This is a genomic window from Neopoerus faecalis (genome assembly GCF_029218125.1).
GTDB lineage: Bacteria > Bacillota > Clostridia > Oscillospirales > Oscillospiraceae > Oscillibacter > Oscillibacter faecalis_A.
The window spans coordinates 1-20,694 of sequence record NZ_JARFXX010000013.1; the positions used below are offsets into that span (position 1 = coordinate 1).

Annotated in this window: 21 protein-coding genes and 1 pseudogene; 12 read left to right on the forward strand and 10 right to left on the reverse strand. The window is 53.1% G+C overall.

Features of this window, described 5'->3' with window-relative positions:
• From PY311_RS11625 to PY311_RS11650, 10 genes and pseudogenes are all read left to right on the forward strand, one after another.
• The coding region (locus PY311_RS11625; protein ID WP_286148861.1) for a DUF6076 domain-containing protein at positions 1–860 on the forward strand (860 nt) is incomplete at its 5' end.
• 251 nt (positions 861–1,111) lie between these two features.
• Positions 1,112–1,870 carry a helix-turn-helix domain-containing protein gene (locus PY311_RS11630; RefSeq protein WP_286148862.1) on the forward strand — a complete coding sequence of 253 codons (759 nt, stop codon included), beginning with the start codon at positions 1,112–1,114 and terminating at the stop codon, positions 1,868–1,870.
• A 106-nt stretch (positions 1,871–1,976) separates the two neighbouring features.
• The gene (locus tag PY311_RS11635) at positions 1,977–2,138 is read left to right on the forward strand and encodes a hypothetical protein (RefSeq protein WP_286148863.1); all 162 of its coding nucleotides are present in this window, start codon (positions 1,977–1,979) and stop codon (positions 2,136–2,138) included.
• A gap of 370 nt (positions 2,139–2,508) precedes the next feature.
• Positions 2,509–2,889: a hypothetical protein gene (locus tag PY311_RS11640; protein WP_286148864.1), complete on the forward strand. Its 381-nt coding sequence runs from the start codon at positions 2,509–2,511 to the stop codon at positions 2,887–2,889.
• A gap of 184 nt (positions 2,890–3,073) precedes the next feature.
• Positions 3,074–3,739 (forward strand): annotated as a pseudogene (locus tag PY311_RS12715) (ABC transporter transmembrane domain-containing protein); the annotation flags it as partial.
• A 401-nt stretch (positions 3,740–4,140) separates the two neighbouring features.
• Entirely contained in the window at positions 4,141–4,503 is a 363-nt protein-coding gene (locus PY311_RS12720) for an ATP-binding cassette domain-containing protein (protein ID WP_350309741.1), read from the forward strand.
• Positions 4,431–4,613: an ATP-binding cassette domain-containing protein gene (locus tag PY311_RS12725; RefSeq protein ID WP_350309742.1), complete on the forward strand. Its 183-nt coding sequence runs from the start codon at positions 4,431–4,433 to the stop codon at positions 4,611–4,613. The genes PY311_RS12720 and PY311_RS12725 overlap by 73 nt, the downstream gene beginning before the upstream one ends.
• Positions 4,613–4,792 carry a hypothetical protein gene (locus PY311_RS12730; RefSeq protein ID WP_350309743.1) on the forward strand — a complete coding sequence of 60 codons (180 nt, stop codon included), beginning with the start codon at positions 4,613–4,615 and terminating at the stop codon, positions 4,790–4,792. The genes PY311_RS12725 and PY311_RS12730 overlap by 1 nt, the downstream gene beginning before the upstream one ends.
• 2 nt (positions 4,793–4,794) lie before the next feature.
• The gene (locus PY311_RS12735; RefSeq protein ID WP_350309744.1) at positions 4,795–5,268 is read left to right on the forward strand and encodes a hypothetical protein; all 474 of its coding nucleotides are present in this window, start codon (positions 4,795–4,797) and stop codon (positions 5,266–5,268) included.
• Entirely contained in the window at positions 5,169–6,542 is a 1,374-nt protein-coding gene (locus PY311_RS11650; RefSeq protein WP_350309746.1) for an ABC transporter ATP-binding protein, read from the forward strand. Before PY311_RS12735 ends, PY311_RS11650 begins: the two co-directional genes overlap by 100 nt.
• Positions 6,543–6,631: 89 nt before the next feature.
• Here PY311_RS11650 and PY311_RS11655 read toward each other — a convergent pair whose 3' ends face one another.
• The 10 genes from PY311_RS11655 to PY311_RS11700 form a co-directional block, all read right to left on the reverse strand.
• Complete coding sequence (locus PY311_RS11655) at positions 6,632–7,408, reverse strand: ZIP family metal transporter (RefSeq protein ID WP_286148865.1); 777 nt, start codon at positions 7,406–7,408, stop codon at positions 6,632–6,634.
• Between the two features lie 185 nt (positions 7,409–7,593).
• Positions 7,594–8,079, reverse strand: coding sequence for a 3-isopropylmalate dehydratase small subunit (locus PY311_RS11660; RefSeq protein ID WP_286148866.1), 486 nt, complete (start codon positions 8,077–8,079; stop codon positions 7,594–7,596).
• Positions 8,076–9,338 carry a 3-isopropylmalate dehydratase large subunit gene (gene leuC / locus PY311_RS11665; RefSeq protein ID WP_286148867.1) on the reverse strand — a complete coding sequence of 421 codons (1,263 nt, stop codon included), beginning with the start codon at positions 9,336–9,338 and terminating at the stop codon, positions 8,076–8,078. The genes PY311_RS11660 and leuC overlap by 4 nt, the downstream gene beginning before the upstream one ends.
• Before the next feature lie 34 nt (positions 9,339–9,372).
• The gene (locus tag PY311_RS11670) at positions 9,373–10,290 is read right to left on the reverse strand and encodes an isocitrate lyase/PEP mutase family protein (protein WP_286148869.1); all 918 of its coding nucleotides are present in this window, start codon (positions 10,288–10,290) and stop codon (positions 9,373–9,375) included.
• A gap of 39 nt (positions 10,291–10,329) precedes the next feature.
• On the reverse strand, positions 10,330–11,481 hold the full coding sequence (locus tag PY311_RS11675) for a 2-methylaconitate cis-trans isomerase PrpF family protein (protein ID WP_286148870.1): 1,152 nt from the start codon (positions 11,479–11,481) through the stop codon (positions 10,330–10,332).
• A gap of 35 nt (positions 11,482–11,516) precedes the next feature.
• Complete coding sequence (locus PY311_RS11680) at positions 11,517–12,242, reverse strand: N-acyl homoserine lactonase family protein (protein ID WP_286148871.1); 726 nt, start codon at positions 12,240–12,242, stop codon at positions 11,517–11,519.
• Positions 12,229–13,593 (reverse strand): MmgE/PrpD family protein, encoded by a 1,365-nt coding sequence (locus PY311_RS11685; RefSeq protein ID WP_286148873.1) that lies wholly within the window; start codon positions 13,591–13,593, stop codon positions 12,229–12,231. Before PY311_RS11685 ends, PY311_RS11680 begins: the two co-directional genes overlap by 14 nt.
• A gap of 133 nt (positions 13,594–13,726) precedes the next feature.
• Positions 13,727–15,202, reverse strand: coding sequence for a sodium:solute symporter family protein (locus tag PY311_RS11690; RefSeq protein WP_286148874.1), 1,476 nt, complete (start codon positions 15,200–15,202; stop codon positions 13,727–13,729).
• Positions 15,203–15,442: a hypothetical protein gene (locus PY311_RS11695; protein WP_286148876.1), complete on the reverse strand. Its 240-nt coding sequence runs from the start codon at positions 15,440–15,442 to the stop codon at positions 15,203–15,205.
• Between the two features lie 183 nt (positions 15,443–15,625).
• Complete coding sequence (locus PY311_RS11700) at positions 15,626–17,011, reverse strand: MmgE/PrpD family protein (protein WP_286148877.1); 1,386 nt, start codon at positions 17,009–17,011, stop codon at positions 15,626–15,628.
• A 336-nt stretch (positions 17,012–17,347) separates the two neighbouring features.
• On the opposite strand from PY311_RS11700, the gene PY311_RS11705 reads away from it, so the two are divergent.
• Together PY311_RS11705 and PY311_RS11710 are read left to right on the forward strand one after the other, a co-directional pair.
• Complete coding sequence (locus PY311_RS11705; protein WP_286148878.1) at positions 17,348–19,306, forward strand: sigma 54-interacting transcriptional regulator; 1,959 nt, start codon at positions 17,348–17,350, stop codon at positions 19,304–19,306.
• A gap of 251 nt (positions 19,307–19,557) precedes the next feature.
• Positions 19,558–20,682: an aminotransferase gene (locus PY311_RS11710; RefSeq protein ID WP_286148879.1), complete on the forward strand. Its 1,125-nt coding sequence runs from the start codon at positions 19,558–19,560 to the stop codon at positions 20,680–20,682.
• Positions 20,683–20,694: the final 12 nt, after the last annotated feature.

Here is a 20,694-nt window from a genome sequence, read left to right on the forward strand (position 1 = left end):
AAAGCCTGCTTGCCTTTCAGGAACTGGACTGTGCGGAAGTGACGCCGATACTGCAAAGCATCACTGATAACTGGAGCCGGTTTATCGCAGAGGATGACAGGGACGCACTTGAGAATTTCAAGAGAAAGCTGGGGGGATTAGCCTCCGTACACATTTATTTTCAGCTTCTCTATGTCCACTGTTACTACCGTCAGACAGCGATGTTCATTCAAAATGACCGTGGCAGTGCAGAGGATGCACAAATGCTGGATGAGCTGCGGCAGCTTCCCGAGCAGCTTCCGCGGTATCAGCAGCAGATCCAACGCTTTTTTGAGTTGGTGCTGGATGTAGACAGCGCGGGACGGGAGCCGCAGGCACAGGCGGCAAAAAATTACTTTCACGACTCTCCGAAAGATCCCGACCTGTTTTGTTTTCACCCCATCCCGCTCAGCTTTGAGCCGGTGGAGCCGGGGCGGTGTTCGCCGGTGCTGTATTCCTCCGGCATCCGGGACATGATCGACTACTCTCTGCGAAGCTGCGTGGAGCGGAACATCACTGTGCGGCGCTGCAAGAACTGCGGGCGATGGTTTCCGCAGACCGGGCGGGTCAGTGCGGAGTATTGCGAGCGGCCCGTTCCGAAAGGGCAGCAGCGCTGCCGCGACATCGGCGCTCTGAAGCAGTGGACGCTCCGGCAGGCAGGCAATGATGCTTTCAAAGCCTACCGGAAAGAATACAAGCGGCGCTTTGCGTGGATCAAGGCCGGACGGATCACCGACCAGCAGTTTTACGATTGGAGCGAGCGGGCCAGAGCGGAAAAGGATAAATGCGAGCGGGAGGAGATCTCCCGAGACGCATTTTTTGAATGGCTCAAAAAACAGTGAACAACCGTCAATGGGCATCCACTTTGAAAGTGGATGCCCATTGACGGTTAAGTTTTTATTGATTACAGTATCCTGATGTTTTTAACAACACATTCTGGATGGTTTAATAAAGTGTTTTTCAAACAGAATTGGCGGAATTACGGGAACTCTATCTACATTCGACCTCAAAATAGAAACTCGCTTGCAATTCGGTTGCGAAATGGCAGCGTTAGAGCGATAATGATCTTAGCAATCACAGGAGGTTAAAATCAATGTTCAATATTGATAAGAAGAAATTTGGCGCATTTGTCGCCGCACTTCGCAAAGAAAAAGGAATCACTCAAAAAGAGTTGTCAGAACAACTCTGTATATCTGATAAGGCGGTCAGCAAATGGGAAACGGGAGTTAGCTTGCCCGATACCGTTCTATTGATCCCGCTGGCAAATCTGTTGGATGTTTCCGTTACGGAACTTTTAATGTGTGAGAAATTGCCGAACAATGATGTACTAAAACCTGATAAAGTTGAGGATATTGTTAAGACGGCAATCACTTATGCGGACGAAGCGCCCGAAAGAGCATATCATGTTAAAAGTAAGTGGATTGTCATTTATGGAATCTCACTTCTGATATGCGGCATCAGCACGTTTCTGAACTATACAACGGCAAAACCCTGTATGGATGCCTTGGTAACATTTGTACTCATGTGGGCAGTATTCGGCGCGTATTTTTGCTGCTTTGTGCGGACGAAACTTTCAAGGCTTTATGACGAAAACAATGTAAACATTTTCTATGATGGCCCGTTCCGTATGCATGTTCCGGGAGTTAACTTCAATAACCGTAACTGGCCGCATATTGTGCAAGCGCTTCGGTTGTCCTTGTGCCTGAATATGATCCTGCTTCCAATTCTCAATCTTCTGATAAGCAGTATGGCGGTAGCCGTATGGGAAAATATCGGGAAGTATGTTTTCTTGGCAATCATGTTATGCAGCGTATTTCTTCCAATATATGTTGTTGGAAAAAAGTATGAATAGACTTGATTTGAATTGAGATATGAAAAGGTAACTGCCGGACGACGGCAAAAGAAAAAAGCCGTCGTACAGCAGCCATATTATCTACCGTTACCACCCTGATGCCAATATGCTCTCCACGCCCAAAACCGTCAGCGGCAAGACCTCCTACACCTACCGTCAGGGGACTGCCAACTCTGAGGTCAGCTTCCTGATTACTACGGAGCAGATGTCAAGCCGGAAATATTATGACGGTGCCAGTGCGATTTCTGTTGTGTTTCCGAATTCCTAAAGTATTCATCAAAGCTACTCAACGCAAAGAACCTTTTTATTGACTACGGCGGCGCAAAATATGACTGGTTTGCAAATTGCTTTCTGGCTGTATTCTGCGCCGCTGAATGCTATAATTAAAATTTTTTGTATGATGGCGGAGAATTGTGACCCACACAACGAAACGAGTGGACGGAAACAGTGAGCGGATAGGGCGTACCTCCCGCAATATACCGAGCGGAAAGCCTCAAAGAGCCTTAAAAAGCAGCAGACGGAGTGCCCGGATACACTTCGTAATCAGCAGGTCGCCTACGATAAGCTCTCCTCCATGGTCACCGGCACTGTTTACGGCGAAGAAGCTGTCGCGCCCTACGCCAATGGCGGCGGCGTTTATGACTGCTCCTTCACCGGGGGGGCTGAGCACTCTGGAATTTGACGGTGCAAACTCTGCCATCAAGGGCTACGATGCGGCGGGTAATGAAATCTTCTCCCACACCTACCACTATGTCGGTATGGAGGAAATCCGCGGCCTGTACGAGTATGAGAGCGATGACGCCGATTCCGGCGAGTTTACATACTTTTGCATGGCTCCCGATACCAACACAACCACCTATCACATTGAGTTCCGCTACGGCAGCGATTTGGACGCACTGGGTCAGTATGACGCGGGTCCGTATGCTTACTGGCTGGCCTCCGGCATTTCTACGGACTACGATCAGACTGTGATTGAGAACTGTATTAAGCTGTTCTGCACAGAAAATCTGTCTGCGTAAAAATACCATTGATTAACAAGGGTAAACACGCCTGTCAGCGATGGTAGCATTTCGGCAGGGGGCGGAGTTTTCTCCGCCCCCTGCCGCATTCACCAAAGGAGGAACGATTTTCCTGAAAAAGAACTCTGAAATTTCCAGAATGTTCGCGTATGTAGGTTCTCGGCACTATCTCACAATTTTAGGCATGGTCCTTGCCGGAGTCAGCACGGTGCTGTCCATGATTCCCTTCGTCTGCATCTGGTTCGTAGTGCGCGATCTGCTAAGCGCGCTGGCGGCGGGAGACATGAGCCTTGCTATGCACAGCGGTGTCTACGCATGGTGGGCGGTGGGCTTTTCTGTTCTAAGCATCCTGCTGTATTTTCTTGCCCTGTGCTGTTCCCATCTGGCCGCCTTCCGCACGGCATCCAACATGCGAAAAGCGGCCCTGCACCACATCGTCACGCTGCCGCTGGGCTATTTCAGTCAGAATGCCAGCGGACGTCTTCGCAAGGTCATCGATGACAACGCGGGACTGACGGAGGAATTTCTGGCGCACCAGCTCCCGGATCTGACGGGCGCTGTGGTGATGCCCATTGCGGTGCTCATTCTGATTTTTACCTTCGACTGGCGGCTGGGCGTGTGCTGTCTTGTCCCTCTGGTCATCAGCTTTTTCTGCATGAAGCAGATGATGGGCGGCGACAATGCTCACTTTATGGAGGGCTACATGGCTGCGCTGGAAACCATGAACAAGGAGGCGGCGGAATATATCCGCGGTATTCCCGTGGTGAAGGTGTTCCAGCAGACGGTTTACTCCTTCAAAAATTTCCACGCCGCCATTGAGGAATACGAAAAGTACGCCTCCGGCTACGCGCTGAAATGCCGCATTCCGCTGACAGGCTTTAATGTGGCACTGAACGGAATGTTTATTCTGCTGATTCCCGTGGCCTGCATGATCCTCTCCGGCGTCACTGGTCAGGCTGCCTATCAGGAGATATTGCCGGACTTTCTGTTCTACAGCCTGTTTACCCCCATCTGCACCACGATGATGAGCCGCGTTATGTTCGCCGGAGAGCAGTTAATGGCCGCCAAAAGCGCTGTAAACCGCATCGAGGGCGTTTTGAAGGAACAGCCCTTGGCGGAGGCGGAGCTCCCACAACAGCCCAAGGACGCTTCCGTGGCCTTTGAAAATGTGTCCTTCAGCTACCCCGGTACGGATAAAAAGGCTCTGGACCATATTTCGTTCAGATTCCGCCCGGAAAGACCGTCGCGCTGGTGGGCACTTCCGGCAGCGGCAAATCCACCGCAGCACAGCTCATTCCCCGCTTCTATGACGCCTCTGAGGGGCGGATTCTTGTCGGCGGCGTGGATGTGCGGCAGATCAGCAAGCAGGACCTGATGCGTCGAATCGCCTTTGTGTTCCAGACCACAAAGCCCTTTAAGGACACCCTGCTGGAAAATATCCGCGCCGCACGGCAGGACGCCACGCGGGAGGAGGTCCTGCACGCCGCAGAGGCCGCACAGTGTAAAGAGATCATCGACCGGCTCCCCATGGCCTTGATACCGTGGTTGGCAGCGGCGGCACCTATCTTTCCGGCGGCGAGAACCAGCGCATTGCGCTGGCAAGGGCAATTTTGAAGGACGCCCCCATCATCATTCTGGATGAAGCCACCGCCTTCTCGGACGCAGAAAACGAACACCAGATTCAGCTTGCCTTTGAGAAGCTGACCGAAAAAAGACGGTCCTGATGATTGCCCACCGCCTTTCCACCGTGCAGGACGCCGATGAGATTCTGGTGTTTGACGAAGGAAAGATCATCGAACGCGGCACCCACGAGGCATTGCTGGCACAGGGCGGCCGCTATGCCTCCATGTGGAAGGACTATCAGACGTCCGCCCAGTGGAAGGTTGGAAAGGAGGGCAAGTGAGCATGAACTATCTTCAGGAAAAATGCGCCCTCAGCGAACAGGGCGCAAAGGACCTTTTCAATGGTATCATTTACTCTGCGCTGGCCTACATCAGTCTGATACTGCCGGTAGCGCTGCTGGCCTATGTGCTGAACGCATTTCTATCCCCCCTGCTGGGCGCAGATGGAAAAAGCACCAACGCTCTGCTGTATACAGCCATTGGCATCATTATTCTCGCGCTGATCTTCCTGCTGCATTATATGCAGTACACAGTGACCTACTTGGGAACCTATCAGGAAAGTGAGCGCCGCCGCATCACACTGGCGGAAAAGCTGCGGACACTGCCTCTGCGCTTCTTCCACAAGCGTGACCTCTCCGACCTGACCAGCACACCATCATGGGTGACTGTGCGGGCTTCGAGCACGCCTTTTCGTACACAGTTGCCCAGTTCTGGGGCTCCATCCTTTCCACGGCGATTGTCTGCATCGCGCTGCTGATTTATGACTGGCGGATGGGTCTTGCCCTGCTCTGGGTAGCGCCTGTCTCCTTCGCCATCGTCCTTTTGTCCCGCAAGCTGCAGGTAAAGCTGGGCAAAAAGCACATGAACGCAAAACTCACTCTGGCGGAGGGTATTCAGGAATGTCTGGAGACCGTGCAGGATATCGAGGCCTGCAATCTGGAGGAGCAATACCTCAAAAAGCTGGACGCGAAGATCGATGCCGCGGAGGCGTCACAAATCTCATCGGAAACGGCCACGGCCAGTCTGGTCACCGCCGGGCAGATGTTCCTCCGGCTGGGGCTGGCCACCGTTATGGTTGTAGGCAACATGCTGATACTGCGCAGCGAGACAACGCTCTTTGCGTATATTCTGTTCCTGATCGCCGCCTCCCGGCTGTATGACCCGCTCTCCGGCGCCATGACCAACATGGCAGAGCTTTTCAGCGTGGATTTGCAGGTGGACCGGCTGAAGGCCATCCAGAACTACCCGGAGGAAACCGGCGAGAAGGACTATCACACCAACGGCTATGACATCACCTTTGATCATATGCGCTTTTCCTACGAACCCGGCAAGCCGGTGTTGAAAGACGTTTTCTCCACCGCAAAGCAAGGACAGGTCACGGCGCTGGTAGGTCCCTCCGGCGGCGGAAAGAGCACCATTGCCAATCTTGCCGCGGGCTTTTATACCGTGGACAGCGGCAGAATCACGCTGGGCGGCACGGACATCGCTCCCATCGACTCAACAGTTCTGATGAAGGACTTCTCCGTGGTATTCCAGAATGTTGTGCTGTTTAACAACACCGTGATGGAGAACATCCGGGTGGGCCGCAAGGACGCGACAGACGCGGTGGTGATCGCCGCCGCCAAGGCCGCCCACTGCCACGAATTCATTGAGAAGCTGCCGAATGGCTATCAAACGGTCATCGGAGAAAACGGCTCCACCCTTTCCGGCGGCGAATGCCAACGGCTTTCCATCGCCCATGCACTTTTGAAAAACGCGCCCGTGATTCTACTGGACGAGGCCACCGCCTCTCTGGATGTGGACAACGAAACGGAAATTCAGGAGACCATCACCCATCTGGTGAAAGGAAAGACTGTGTTTATCATCGCCCACCGGATGCGAACGGTGGAAAACGCTGACAAGATTGTTGTTCTCAGCGGAGGTGTTGTGGCGGAGAACGGCACCCATGAGGAGCTGATGCAAAAGAACGGCTTGTACCGCAAGCTGGTAGAGCTGCGAACAGCTGCGGCAGACTGGAAGCTGCGGATGTGAGTAGGCTTTTCTACACAGAAGAAATCAGCGCGGCTGCACCTTTTAGGTGCAGCCGCGCCGCTTCGTTATCCCCTTGATTTTTCTCAGTCTCAGCCCAGCGCCACATCCAGCGCCATCATCAGACTGAAGCCAACGGCGAAAAACACCGTTCCGATATTGGAGTGCGTCCCCTGGGACATTTCGGGAATCAGCTCCTCCACCACCACATAGAGCATTGCGCCTGCTGCAAAGCTCAGAAGGTACGGCAGCGCCGGGACGATAAGCGATGCGGCCAAAATCGTCAGTACCGCGCCGATAGGCTCCACAACGCCGGAAAGCACACCGCCTGCGAAGGCCCTGCCCTTGCTCATGCCCTCCGCGCGCAGCGGGAGCGAAATAATCGCGCCCTCGGGAAAATTTTGAATAGCGATACCCAGTGATAGGGCCAGCGCCCCCGCCGCCGTGATTTTTGCGCTGCCGGAGAGGTAGCCCGCATACACCACGCCGACCGCCATTCCCTCCGGAATATTGTGCAGCGTGACTGCCAGCACCATCATCGTCGTACGCTGGAGGCGGCTTTTGGGGCCCTCCACCTGTCCGCTTTTGGCGTGCAGATGCGGGATGATATGGTCCAGCGTCAGCAGGAACAAAATACCAATCCAAAAGCCGAGGAACGCGGACAAAAATGCGAGCCTTCCCGCATTAGAGGACTGCTCAATGGCGGGAATCAGAAGGCTCCACACTGAGGCGGCCACCATCACGCCCGCAGCAAAGCCGGTCAGTGAGCGCTGCACGGTATCGCTCAGCGTTTTTTTCATAAAGAATACACACGCCGCGCCCAGCGATGTACCGAGAAACGGAATTAAAATACCATAAAATGCTTCCATATTATTTTCTCTTTTCTGCTGTAGAATCCATCAGCAGAATTTTACCATGCTTTTGCATTCCCGGCAACTGCTTTTATTTGCCACGGCGGCACGAAAAATTCACTTACAGCAGAAATATTCAATACGTCAAAGCGCCCCCGCTGAGCGGAGGCGCTTCTTTTTTTGCTGAACGAATCTAATCGTTGTCAGTGTTTTTGGCTCAGATAAGACAGCAACCCACCTGCATCCACCATTTCCTGAATGAACACCGGGAAGCCGCCGAACTGATAGGTCCTGCTCTGCGTCAGATTGTGAATCACGCCGCTTTTCAAATCCACCTCCAGCCGGTCACCGGCACAGATCTCTCTGGCTGCTTCCGGGCTTTCCACAATAGGCAGGCCGATGTTGATGGCGTTGCGGTAGAAAATCCGGGCGAAGGAGGCCGCGATCACGCAGCGAATGCCGCTGGCCTTGATGGCAATGGGAGCGTGCTCCCGGGAGGAGCCGCAGCCGAAATTTTCACCGGCCACGATATAATCCCCGGGTTGGACGCCGGTAACAAAGCCGCTGTCCAAATCCTCCATGCAGTGCGCCGCCAAATCCTCGTCCTTATAAAGCGCCAGATAGCGAGCGGGCAGAATTACATCCGTGTCCACATTGCTGCCATATTTAAATACGGTTCCGGCCATCATTTCACCTCCTCAGGTGTCACGATCACACCTGCTACGGCGCAGGCCGCCGCTACGGCAGGGCTGGCCAGATAGACCTCTGAGGTCTTGGCGCCCATCCGGCCCACAAAGTTTCGGTTCGTGGTGGAAACGCACCGCTCACCATCCGCCAGTACGCCTACATGGCCGCCGTTGCAGGGGCCGCAGGTAGGCATGGACACGGTGGCGCCGGCGCGGACAAACAGCTCCAACAGTCCCTCCTCCATTGCCTGAAGATAAATGGTGGGCGTGGCGGGGATGATCGTGCAGCGCACACGCTCCGCAACCCTATGGCCCCGCATAATCTGGGCCGCCTGACGCAAGTCCGTAATATGGCCGTTAGTGCAGCAGCCGATGATCACCTGATCCACCGGCAGCCCGGCGTACTCCTCCACCGGCTTGACGTTGGAGGGCAGATGAGGCGCAGCCACCACGGGCTTGAGCTTGGACAGGTCCATCCGAATCGTCCGCTCATACACGGCGTCCGAATCCGGCTTTGCCGGCGCGAAGGGGCGGTCCACCCGACCCTGCAGATATTCCAGCGTAACCGCATCAACAGGAAAAATGGCGTTCTTGGCACCGGCCTCAATGGCCATGTTGCAGATGGCAAACCGGTCGTCAATGGAAATATCCGCAATGGCATCGCCGGTGAACTCGATACTCATATAGCGGGCGCCATCCACACCGATCATGCCGATCAGCGTTAAAATCACATCCTTGCCGCCCACAAATTCTGGAAATTTTCCCGTCAACTCCACCCGGATGGCCTTGGGGACCTTGAACCAGCTTTCACCGGCATACATACCACCAGCCATATCCGTAGAGCCGATGCCTGTCGAAAACGCGCCCAGCGCGCCGTAGGTGCAGGTATGGGAATCCGCACCGATAATCAGCTCGCCCGGAGCAATAAAGCCCTGCTCCGGCAGCAGCGCGTGCTCAATTCCCATCCGTCCGCCATCATAGAAGTTTTTGATGCCGTGCTTTTGCGCGAAGGCCCGGCAGGTGGCGCAGTTCCGCGCCGCCTGAATGTCCTTGTTGGGGGCAAAGTGGTCCATGACCAGCACGATTTTTTCTGGATTGAACACCCGGTCAAGACCGTGGGTCTCCATTGCCTGAATGGCGATAGGGGCGGTCACATCGCTGCCCATGACCAGATCCAGCCTTGCGTTGATCAGATCGCCTGCCGCAACGCTTTCCGCGCCGCAGTGCCGGGCGAAGATTTTCTGCGTCATTGTCATACCCATTGTACGCAGCTCTCCCTTCTGTCCCGTGGCGGGATCAACCGTTTTCCTCGCTGTGCTTCTTCTTAAATACGTCCACCTGGAACTTCTTTTCCATGTCGGTCAGGGCCTCCATGCCCATCGCGGCGTTGAACTCGGCAAAGCCGGGAACAGAGCCGGAGGCGATGATTTCCTTATTGGAGTGGTTCTCCTTCAGACTCTTGAGATAGTTTTCAATGGCCCTCTCTGCGGCAAAGGCGGTCCCCACGGGATAGATCACGATATCATAGCCGATCTCCTGCAGTTCCTCAAAGCTCAGGGTGGGAGACTTGCCGCCCTCCACCTGATTGCCGAATTTGTAAACACCGGGAATGGCGCAGACAGCTTTCATAGCCTCCACGGTGGGCAGTCCATCGGCATAGATGATGTCGGCACCGGCATCGCGGTACGCCTCCAGACGCCGCAGGGTCTCATCCAAACCGTGCGTAGCATAGGCATCGGTCCGGGCGATAATCAGCATCTCGTCCCGGGCCTCCACGGCGGCGCGAATCTTCTCTACGTGCTCCTCCATGGGAATCACGGCCTTTTTCTCCATATGGCCGCAACGCTTGGGGAACACCTGATCCTCCAGATGAACAGCAGCCATACCGGCGCGCTCAAACTCGCGCACGGTGCGGAACACGTTGAGGGGGTTTCCGTAGCCGGTGTCGATGTCGCCGATCAGGGGGATATTCAAAACAGCGTTCATATTGGCGCAGACGGTGGCCATCTCGTTCATGGTCATCAGGCCGTAATCCGGCTGGCCCAGAATGGAGGCGGACGCGCCGAAGCCGGTCATAAAGGCGGCCTCAAAGCCCATTCTTTCTACAAGTCTGGCGGACAGGCAATCATAAGCACCAGGGGCCACCAGAATTTCAGGCTTCTTCAAACGCTCGCGCAGCACCTGCGCGCCGGATTTTCCACTCGTTGCTCTCATAACGTAAAGTCCTCCTTTTTAGTTGTATGTGTTTCCGCCTCAGTCCAGAATCTCCCGGGGCACATAGACGTAGCCCTCCATGATTCTGCGGGCAGTGCGGCCATAAGCCGCCTTGACGATCTTCCCATCCCGAACGCTCATATCGCATTCGATAATGCCGCCGGGGTGTCCGATCCGCACCATACCGTCCGTGATGGTCTTACCCATGGCCTCATTGACAATGGTGCCGGGCGTCACCGCAGCGCAGCCGGTGCAGACCGTGGCCGTACCGGAATAGGTCTTGTGCATGATTCCCATAAACATGTCCCGGGATACGAAATCAATATCGTTCGCGGAAACCGGTATCCCATCAATGTGGCTGGCGTAGTCCTGCGGAGGTGATACGAACGCCACCATTGGGACCGCACGGATTTTGGTGCGGGCCGTTTCCTGATCCGGGGCAATGCCCATGACCACCGCCGCCGTGGTGCGAATCTCCTCCAGCAACTCCAGCATTTTGGGGTCGCTGTCGATCTCACCGGGGGACTCGGTCCCCTTCAGGCCAAGGTCCTTGGCCCGGACGAACACCATGGGACTGCCGGCATCCAGCATGGATACGGGCAAAAGGCCAAAGCCCTTGATATCCAGTGTGTCCATTGCATTGCCGGTGGGCAGCAGGCGGCCGGTCTTGGCGCCGATAGTTCCGGCCATGTTGATGCCGATACGGGCGCCGGTGCCAGGCACACCGTCCACCTTGTAGCCGCCCTTTACCTGCGGCTTGCCGTTCTTCACGGGAACCTCCGCTACAAATACCTTCTTGGTGTTGGTGTTGTAGATACGCACCGTAGTCACCGGCTCCACGGCCCTGACCAGCCCCTGTTGAATGGCAAAGGGACCGACACCCGCGGAAATATTGCCGCAATTGCTGGAATAGTCCACATAGGGCTTTTTAATTTCTACCTGACCGAAGGTGTAATCGATGTCAGCGTCCTCGCGGTCGGACACGCTGATAATGGCCAGCTTGCTGGTCAGGGGATCGGCGCCGCCAAGTCCGTCGATCTGACGGCTGTCTGGGCTGCCGAAGATAGACAGGATGACCTTATCCCGGGTCTCGGGGTCTTCGGGAAGATCGTTGCTGAGAAGATATATGCCTTTACTGGTTCCGCTGCGCATGATCACGCAGGGAATCCGTTCCATTTCAGGGCTGTACATACTGCACTTCCTTTATAACCTTTCTTACACCCACTTTACACTTTTTCTGCCGGATAAACATCGTGTTCAAACACACGGTAATCATGCCCCGGCAATACAACACCTCCGATTGCTTTTACGCGCTCCAGACTGGCAAAATAGTCCCGCAGATCAATGTGAATCCCATTGACAAACATAGGGTCATGCTCATAGCATTCTAAAAGGCCAATCAAATCACCGGCAATAATATGAGGGCCAGCCTCTGTATCCACAACAACAGACTGTGAACCAAGCGTATGACCCGGCGTTGTGATTACACGGATACCATCCATAATCTGGCTATCACCGTCCAAGGTCATATACCGTGTCTTGAAAATCTCTTCCCGGTCATAAGAGCCTGCAAAAATTTTTACTGGTGGATTTTCTGCCTCCTCCAGTTCCTGCTTTTGCACATAGAATGTCGCATTCGGAAACAGGTCATTGTTGCCAGCATGGTCCCAGTGTAAATGAGTCAAAACCACGGTCGTAATGTTCTCAGGCTTCACACCCAGTCGTTTCAGCGCCGCCTCAGGATGCTGCTCCGGAGTCCGTGTGTGAGGCTGCCACCGATTATCCGGTTCCGTTCCGCCAGTATCGACCATAACATGATGCACACCATCCGTCAGATACCAGCAAATCAGTGGGAAATCAATTTTGACACCCGGAGACTGCATAAAGGCCAAATTCGATTTCTGCCGATTCAAATCGCCCACATGAAGCGGGTAGATTTTAAAGCTTGCCATGGTCACTCTCCTTTATGAACAGGTCCAACAGCTCACCCGGAGTCTTCAGCTGATCCAATTTCATTATCATGTCCACGATTCGTGCCAAGCGGAGCTCGCCCAAATCAGCACTACAGTGTTCATCAAGCTTGGCAATATTATCCTCTGGCTGCAAATAAACCGGTTCTTCCCGGTAAATGGTCCTCGTTTCCCCATTCCGTAGCTCCAGTTCCACACGCACAGGCTGCTTTACCGGAAATTTCCCCGTATATTCTGGGTCTACCTCCAATTTCAAAACACCAGCAAGCCGTGTAACTTCCGGATTTTTGAAATCGTAATAATTTGCATTGGCGATTCTTTGGTGTACCATAGATGCCGCAAAATTGAAGTGATTACTCATCCTCGCCTGCAGAAGTGCATCAAATGGGCCCGGATTATCGCAGCCAGCATAGGTCTTGCCCAATTGAAATGTGTAGATAACGCCAGACACAATATCCGCAGGCTGAATTCCCTGCCTTACAGCGTCTATGGCAGCCTGTGCTGTTGTTTGCACCAACGCGCAGGCCGGAGCTGGCTTAAATAGCACATCCAAAATGGAATAATGTCCATCTTCGCAATCCAAAGACTCCAAGTTTGCTTGAGAAAGGCCAAATGCAGCGCAGATACCCGCATCACCTTCTACGATTTTTGCTGGTGCCATTACGCCTCGTTTGGCCAGCTGTGCCGCTACAATACCACCACGAGCAGCAGTACCATTCTGGAAATAGAGATCATCTGTACCTTCAATGGCCCATTGATTGATGCCGGCCGTAAAGCTGGCAGAAAGCGCAAAGGCTGTAAGCTGCTGTTCATAGGTCAGTCCCAAAAGCCGCCCTGCCGTCATACAACTGCCAAAGGTTCCAATAATAGAGGTAGGACGAAAGCCCCGAGAGCCAAACTCTGGACACGCCGTACCGCGTCCAATGCGAGCCATCATTTCATAACCGGCAACTATTGCCGTGACAACCTCTGTCATGGGTGCGCCTGTTTCTTCCGCCACAGCCAAAGCAGTCGGAATAATAACCACACCCGGATGCGCATTGCTGTCCCGATGAATATCCTCATACAGAATACTCTGAGCGTAAACCGCATTTACAAATGCAGCATCTGCCATATTGGACTTCCGTGTTGAAAACCAAATGGATGCGTTTCCCGCCGGGTGCAGCGTTGCTGTCATTTCGCGGGCAGCCTTAGACCACCGTTCATCGATTCCAACATAGGCACACGCCAATGAGTGGAGCAAGCACAGCTTAACTTTCTCAATGACCTCTGCCGGTAACTCCTTATACGTCATTCTATAAATTGGTTTTACCAGCTTTTCAGCAAGTGTCATGAACATTCCCCCGGTTAAAATCTTATTTCTGCTCCATTTGTTAATCTAATATCCCAAACAATCCCCAAAAGCTGTTTGGGATATCAGTCCCTTATATTTGCTTGCTTTTTAAAGGTTCAGTTCCCGTTAAGCACTATACCCTATCAGGCCTTTTCAGCGGGGCCAGATATTTTTCTCTCCAATCCGCATCAACAGGCTTTGTCATCATGCTGACTACGACACACAGAACAATATTTGCCAAGAAGCCCCAAAAGCCACCCATGAAGCCAAGGGGATTCCCCCAAGTAATAGTACCCAATGCAGATACAATCAAGCCTGCCAAATAGCCAATGCAGGCCCCCTCCTTCGTCATCCGCTTGAATACGAAAATGCCGAGAACCGGGACGATCATCTGTGCAAAGCCAGCCAATGTCAGATTAATGAGGATTTCAATGGTCTGAATAGTCATGAAAGACATAATCACACCAATTGCCAAAATAATCAAAACAAAAATGCGCCCCCACTGTCTGACCTTTGCATCTGAAGCGTCCGGCTTAACAGTTTCACCGATGTCAATCGCAAGAATAGATGAGCAGGTTACCAAAATAGAAGAAATGGTCGACATCCCGGCTGCCAGAATGCCGAGCGTAACAAAAATACCCCAAACGGGCGCATATTCAGCCATAAAAGCCACGAGGCCGTTTTCAGGGTTTGCCATTTCAGGCATGGAAACGTGCATATTCAGGCCACAGAATACCACCGGGAGGCAAACTGCAAAGCAGAAGAATGCACCCATGTAGCCAGCCAGCTTGCGGCAATCCTTGCTGGATTTTGCCGCATAAGTGCGCTGCCACACATAGGGAGCAAAGAAGCCGCCAAGGCCTTGAATGAAGAAAAAGGAGAGATATCGCCTCCAGCTCCAATACTGAGTTGTATCCTTATAGTACAGGACATCAGGAGCACTCTCGATCAAACGGCGCCAGCTTTCGGCATAACCGCCGTTCGTGCCAGCAACGATAAACAGGCATCCCCACAGGATCACGATAAACAAAAGGCCCTGAGCGGTATCAACCCATGCCTGTGAAGTAAAGCCGCCGAAGTACACATAAATACCCACAACCACAGCAGTAATCAGGATAGCTGCCTTAAAGGAAATTACATCGTTGGTAATAGCACTCATAGCCCAAGACACACCGCGAATCTGTGCCATCATAGAAGGGATGCAAAAGGCCAACATACCAACAGCAATCAGGAGCTTAAACCCCTTGGAACGGTAATAATCAGCAACAAGCTGGGCCGGAGTCACAAAGTTATGCGCCTTGGATAGCTTCCAGAAGCGAGGGCCAAATACGCCCATACAAGAAACGACCAATAGCTGCCAAGTACTAATGCCAATCCATCCAATGCCATTTTTATAAAGAGACCCCACAACGCCCTGATAAAGGCCTGTAGAAAACCATGTTGCAACGGTAGTAAAAAACAGAATAAAATTCTGTGTACCAGTACCGATAAAGTAGCCTCGGGAAGTAGAAACCGTTTCTTCCTTATAGCCAAGGCCTAAGCCAACAGCCAAACTGAATGCCAAATAGACAACAATAGCGATAATTGCCGCAATCGTATATGCACCCATTTATATTCCCTCCCCGTTATCATTTGTTTCATCAAAACTCTGCCAGAGTTTTTTTGAGCCATAGAACACCAAACCGCAGCCTGCCAGAATAACCAGATTGGTGTACCACATGGTAAACGGCGTGCCGAGGATCATAGGTTCAACCACATTCAGACTCGGAATAATAAAGGGACTGAATACGAAGAAGACATAGATTGCGAAAAGGATCCAGTACAAAGTCTGTTTCTTTTTTGTACTCATTTGTTTTCCTCCCTTGGTTGATATGGTAAAGCAAAGTCACTACTTTTTTATTTATTTGATATTATGTCACTTAAAGAAAGCTCCGTTTCACCGTAAAAATACAGGCGATATGCAATGTGGGCCTCCGTGCACCCGGGAATACCGGGTGCACGGTGAATATTATATTTTATTAAATGTGCTAAATCAATACAGCAGGTCAACCAGTTCGTTGAGATTGGGCAGTTCCTCCAAATGAGCGCACAGGTCGATGATCTTCTGGACCTTATAGGTGCCCATCTCATGGCCGGCCATGAAGCGGAACTTCTCAACAGCCTCGTCCCAGGTCACAGGATTTTCGGGATCGCCCTTGGGATACTCGGTGTGGGAGGTGATGACGCTGCCATCCTTCATGGTGACCTCCACGGTGCAGGGATAATACTTGGGATAAACCTTTTCGATCTCGGGATCAAGGACCCACTTGACCTTTTTCGCCAGATCCAGCACCTCGGGATCGCGGATGGCCTCATAGGTATAGTCGTCGATATTCTCGTGACCCTTCACCATGCCGCAGGCAATGGCATAGGGCAGAGAGAACTGCGCGTCCACAACGGTCTTGGGATCGGCCTTGGTCTCCTCCGGGATAGTGAGGACCTTGATGGAATATTTATTCACGCGGGCCAGAATGGAATCGACCTGCTTGTAATCCACACCGCGGTTGAACAGGTCCACGCCAGCATCAGCCAAAGGCGCGGAGAAGCGGCAGCAGGCGTGCACCTTGATAGAGGTATCGGCCATCTCCCAGCGCTTGCCGAACTCCTCATAGACCTTGGCCTCGTTCCAGATGTCCTTATAGGAATAGGCACGCAAGAAGCCATCCTGACCGTCCCAAACCGTGGTGGGAGCAGTATAGCCATTCTTAGCCATGATGGCGCTGATAACGCCGCACATGGCGGGATGACCGGCCTGATAGCGCTTGGACCATGTACCCTGTGCTTTCCACTCCAACAGACCGGCGGCCTGACTGCCGGCAAGACCCAGTGCGTAGGTGATTTTCTCGGCGTCCAGCCCCAGCAGCTTGGCAGCACCGCCGGTGGCGCCGAACACGCCGCAGGTGCCGGTGGGATGGAAGCCCTGATAATAGGTCTGACCCTCGAAGGCCTCGCCCAGACGGATGGTGATCTCGGAGCCGTAGGCAAAGGCGGTCAGAACGTCCTTGCCGCTGCAGCCGTACTTCTCGGCCAGAGCCAGAATGGCGGGGAACACCACCACGGAGGAATGCTGGGTGCCGTAACGATGGTCGTCATCCATATCGAAAGCGTGGCCGAAGGTGCCGTTGATCAAAGCGGCCATCTGAGGCGTTGTCTTGTAGTTGCAGCCAATGGCAGTGGAAACAGGATCACCATCCCCCAGCTCACGGACAGCCTTCAGGCAGGTGAGGCTGGAGTCCACATGGCGGGAGGCAATGATATTGCCCAGTAGGTCCATAATGAACATCTTGGAGTTGTTGACAACACGCTCCGGCAGGTCTTCAAACTTCAGGCCGGCACCGATCTCTGCGATTTGCTGAGAAAGGGACAGTTTCTTTTCCATAGCTTTTTTCCTCTCTTGAATCAGATTTGGAAGTGAACTTCCGATGCTTTGATACGTAGCAATAAACGTGCCATTTTATATGAAAGCGATGTAAATTCCTTTTTCTTGTAGGTCTTGTCAAAATAGTTGCTTTCTTCTTGTTGAGCTTTGACAATACTCCATTCGCGCATTTTTTACGCAAAACGTTTACGCGCAAATGGGACTTTTTCTATCATGTTTCATGAAACGCTTCATTTTGAAACGCACTCGAAAATATGTTGCATTTCGAAGCATTTCATGGTATGATTGCCAAAAAAACAATTAAAAATACTCTATATGTATATGCGAGGTGACGAAATGCGCTGTAAAATCGGTATCGTCAGCATCGGTATGCTGAGCCGGGCCTTGGCTCAGGAGGTGGAATATCTGCATCTGGATGCGGATTTTGTTTTTTCTGAAACGCTGATGGATGAACGAATCACCCTTCCTATAGAGTTAGAGGATGCGGATGTACTGGTCTCCAGCGGCTATAATACCAAGCTCCTGCGAAGGGTGACGGACAAGCCCATTATCAATATCGAGCCAAGCCTCTACGATATTCTCTCCGCCTACAGCGAGGCCATCACCTACGAAAATTCTCATCCTGTTATTATTTTCCCTATCAAACAGTACACAAATCTGACCGAGCGCATTAAAAATATTTTAGCCGTTCCCATTACTGTTGATGCCTATGACAACGTCGCCGATCTCCCGCGGCTGATTCAAAAACACTGGAACGAGGGCTGCCGCTGCATTATCGGCAGCGGCCTTGTCTGCGACGAAGCCCGCCTGTTCGGGATGCACACCGTCTTTCTCTATCCCAGCGAGTCCCTGCGGACATATATTCAAATGGCCTATGACAGCGCCGCGGCCCTCCGGGTCAAGACACAGGAAAACAAGCTGATGGATCTTGCCATCAACAACGCCAGAAATGCCATTCTATTCACGGATGAGCGCGGCACCATCCTCATCTGCAACCAGAACGCCCAGCAGCTATTCCTAAATAAAATTCACGACCACCTGACGCAGCACAGCATTTTTGAGATCATGGATGCCCCGGCTGTCCAGCAGCTTTACACAGAGCACATTCCAGCGAGAAATGTGATTTTAGACCTTGTCAGCGGCCAGCACATTCTCTCTGGCTATCCCATCTATCTTCGGAAAAACGTCACGAACGTGATGGTCACGTTGGACAGCATCGAGTGGATTCAAAAGAAGGAGCTGCACATCCGGCAGGCCCTCAGTGAAAAGGGCTTTACCGCAAAGCACCACTTTTCCGATATGGTCTCCCGAAGCGAACGGTTCAATGCGCTGGTCCAGACTGCCAAGCGCTTTGCCCGCCACGAGGACAGCGTTTTGATTTTAGGAAGCACCGGTACCGGCAAGGAGGTGCTGGCACAGTCCATCCACAATCATTCCCTCCGGGCGGAAAATCCCTTTGTGGCGGTGAACTGCTCCTCTATTACGGAGTCCCTGCTGGAAAGTGAGCTGTTCGGCTACGATGAGGGCGCTTTCACGGGGGCCAAAAAGGGCGGGAAGCCGGGCTATTTTGAAATGGCCCACACCGGCACCATTTTCCTGGATGAGATCAGCGAGCTGAGCCTACCCATGCAGTCCAAGCTGCTGCGAGCCATTCAGGAAAAGCAGATCATCCATGTGGGCGGCAACCGTGTCATCCACTTTGACGCCCGAATCATCGCCGCCGCCAACCGCGATCTCTGGAAAATGGCCTGTGAGCACCAATTCCGGGAGGACCTCTATTACCGTTTAGCCGTGCTGGAGCTGAACATTCCCGCGCTGAAGGACCGGCAGGAGGACATTCTCCCGCTGTTCTTCAAATTCATGTTCCACCTGAACCCAGAGCTCAGCAGCCGCTTCCAAGCCCATGCCGACCAGCTTGAACCGCTGCTATGCAGCTATTCATGGCCAGGAAATATCCGGGAGCTGGAAAATTTCGCTCACATGATCTCCGTCACCGCCGGGGCGGCAGACTCCTCGGAGACGCTGATGGCCGTAATCACAACGGAAATTTACCGCCGAATCGCCCGCACCGAACCAGTATCCGCCGCTGCCGCGCCCCTGCTGTCTGCGGCCTCCCTCCCCATACAGGCAGGGACTCTGCTCTCCGAGCAGGATCGGATTCGCTACGCGCTCGCGCAGGCCAACGGAAACTGCACACAGGCGGCCGGGCTGCTGAATATCAGCCGCACAACCCTCTGGCGCAAAATGAAAGCCATGGGACTTTCCTCCGATAAGGGCACGGACGAAAATGACTGAGGGTATGCGCATGAACGTTTGTGAATAACTATACGTATATTTAAAATTCCATGCATAAATTTTCACATTTTTCCTTGACAAACTGTCGCTGGACAGATTATACTTATTATGCAAAAAATTGAACAGCATTGCTTCCCTTGGCACCGGCTGAGGGGTCAAAGGCATCCATGATGGAACTGCAGGTGTTCCGGCAGCCGCCGGATAAGGTTCCGTCATGGTTGCCTTTTAATTTTTATCAGGAGGAAATCAGCATGAACATCAAACCGTTTGCCGTGGAGGAATGGATGAACGCCTATGAGATGGGCGCACGCTACAATATCGCGGAGACCTGCGTGGACTCCGTATCTCTGAATGAGCTGTTTGCGATCACCGGGGAAAACCGGGAGGAATTTCTCGCCGCTCTCAGCGATCTGCGCTTAACCTATGGAGATATTTACGGCAGTCCCGCTCTGCATGAGGGAATCTGCAAGCTCTACCGCACGCTCCGTCCCGATGAGATCGTGCTGACCCACGGCGCCGCCGGTGCCAATCACCACGTTTTCTGCTCCCTGATCTCCGCCGGGGACCGCGTAGTGAGCATCATGCCCACCTACCAGCAGCTTTACTCTATTCCTGCATCCATCGGCGCCGATGTGGCCATCATGAATCTGCGGCAGGAAAACGGCTATCTGCCCGATCTGGACGAGCTTCGTACATTGGTGACGCCGGACACGAAGATGATCTGCATCAACAATCCCAACAATCCCACCGGGGCACTGATGTCCCGGGAGCTGTTGGAGCAAATCATTGAGATTGCCCGCAGCGCGGACGCCTATATCCTCTGCGATGAGGTCTACCGCCATTTGACGCAGACGGATGAATGGTGCGAATCCATTGTGGACCTGTATGAAAAGGGAATTTCCGTCAGCAGTATGTCCAAGGTGTTCTCCCTTGCGGGACTCCGCATGGGCTGGATCGCCACCCATGATCAGACGGCGCTGAAAGCCTTCCTCTCTCACCGGGATTATAACCTCATTAGCTGCGGTATTTTTGATGACGCCATCGCCGCCGTCGCCCTGCGGCACAGCGATAAAATGCTTGCTCGCAACCGGCAGATCGTGCGCGAAAATCTTGCAATTCTGGATACGTGGATACAGGCGCACCCGCATTTCCACTATACGAAGCCACAGGCCGGTACAACCGCACTGGTCTACTATGATTTTGACATTCCGTCCTATGAGTTCTGCGAAAAAATGTATCATCAGACCGGAGCCTTTGTCACGCCGGGAGACTGCTTTGAGCAGCCCCACAGTACGCGAATCGGCTATGCCTGTGCCGCCCAAACCCTGCGGGACGGTCTTGCGGCCATGGCAGAATTTGCTGCAGCGCTGGCCTGACGCCGCAGCGCC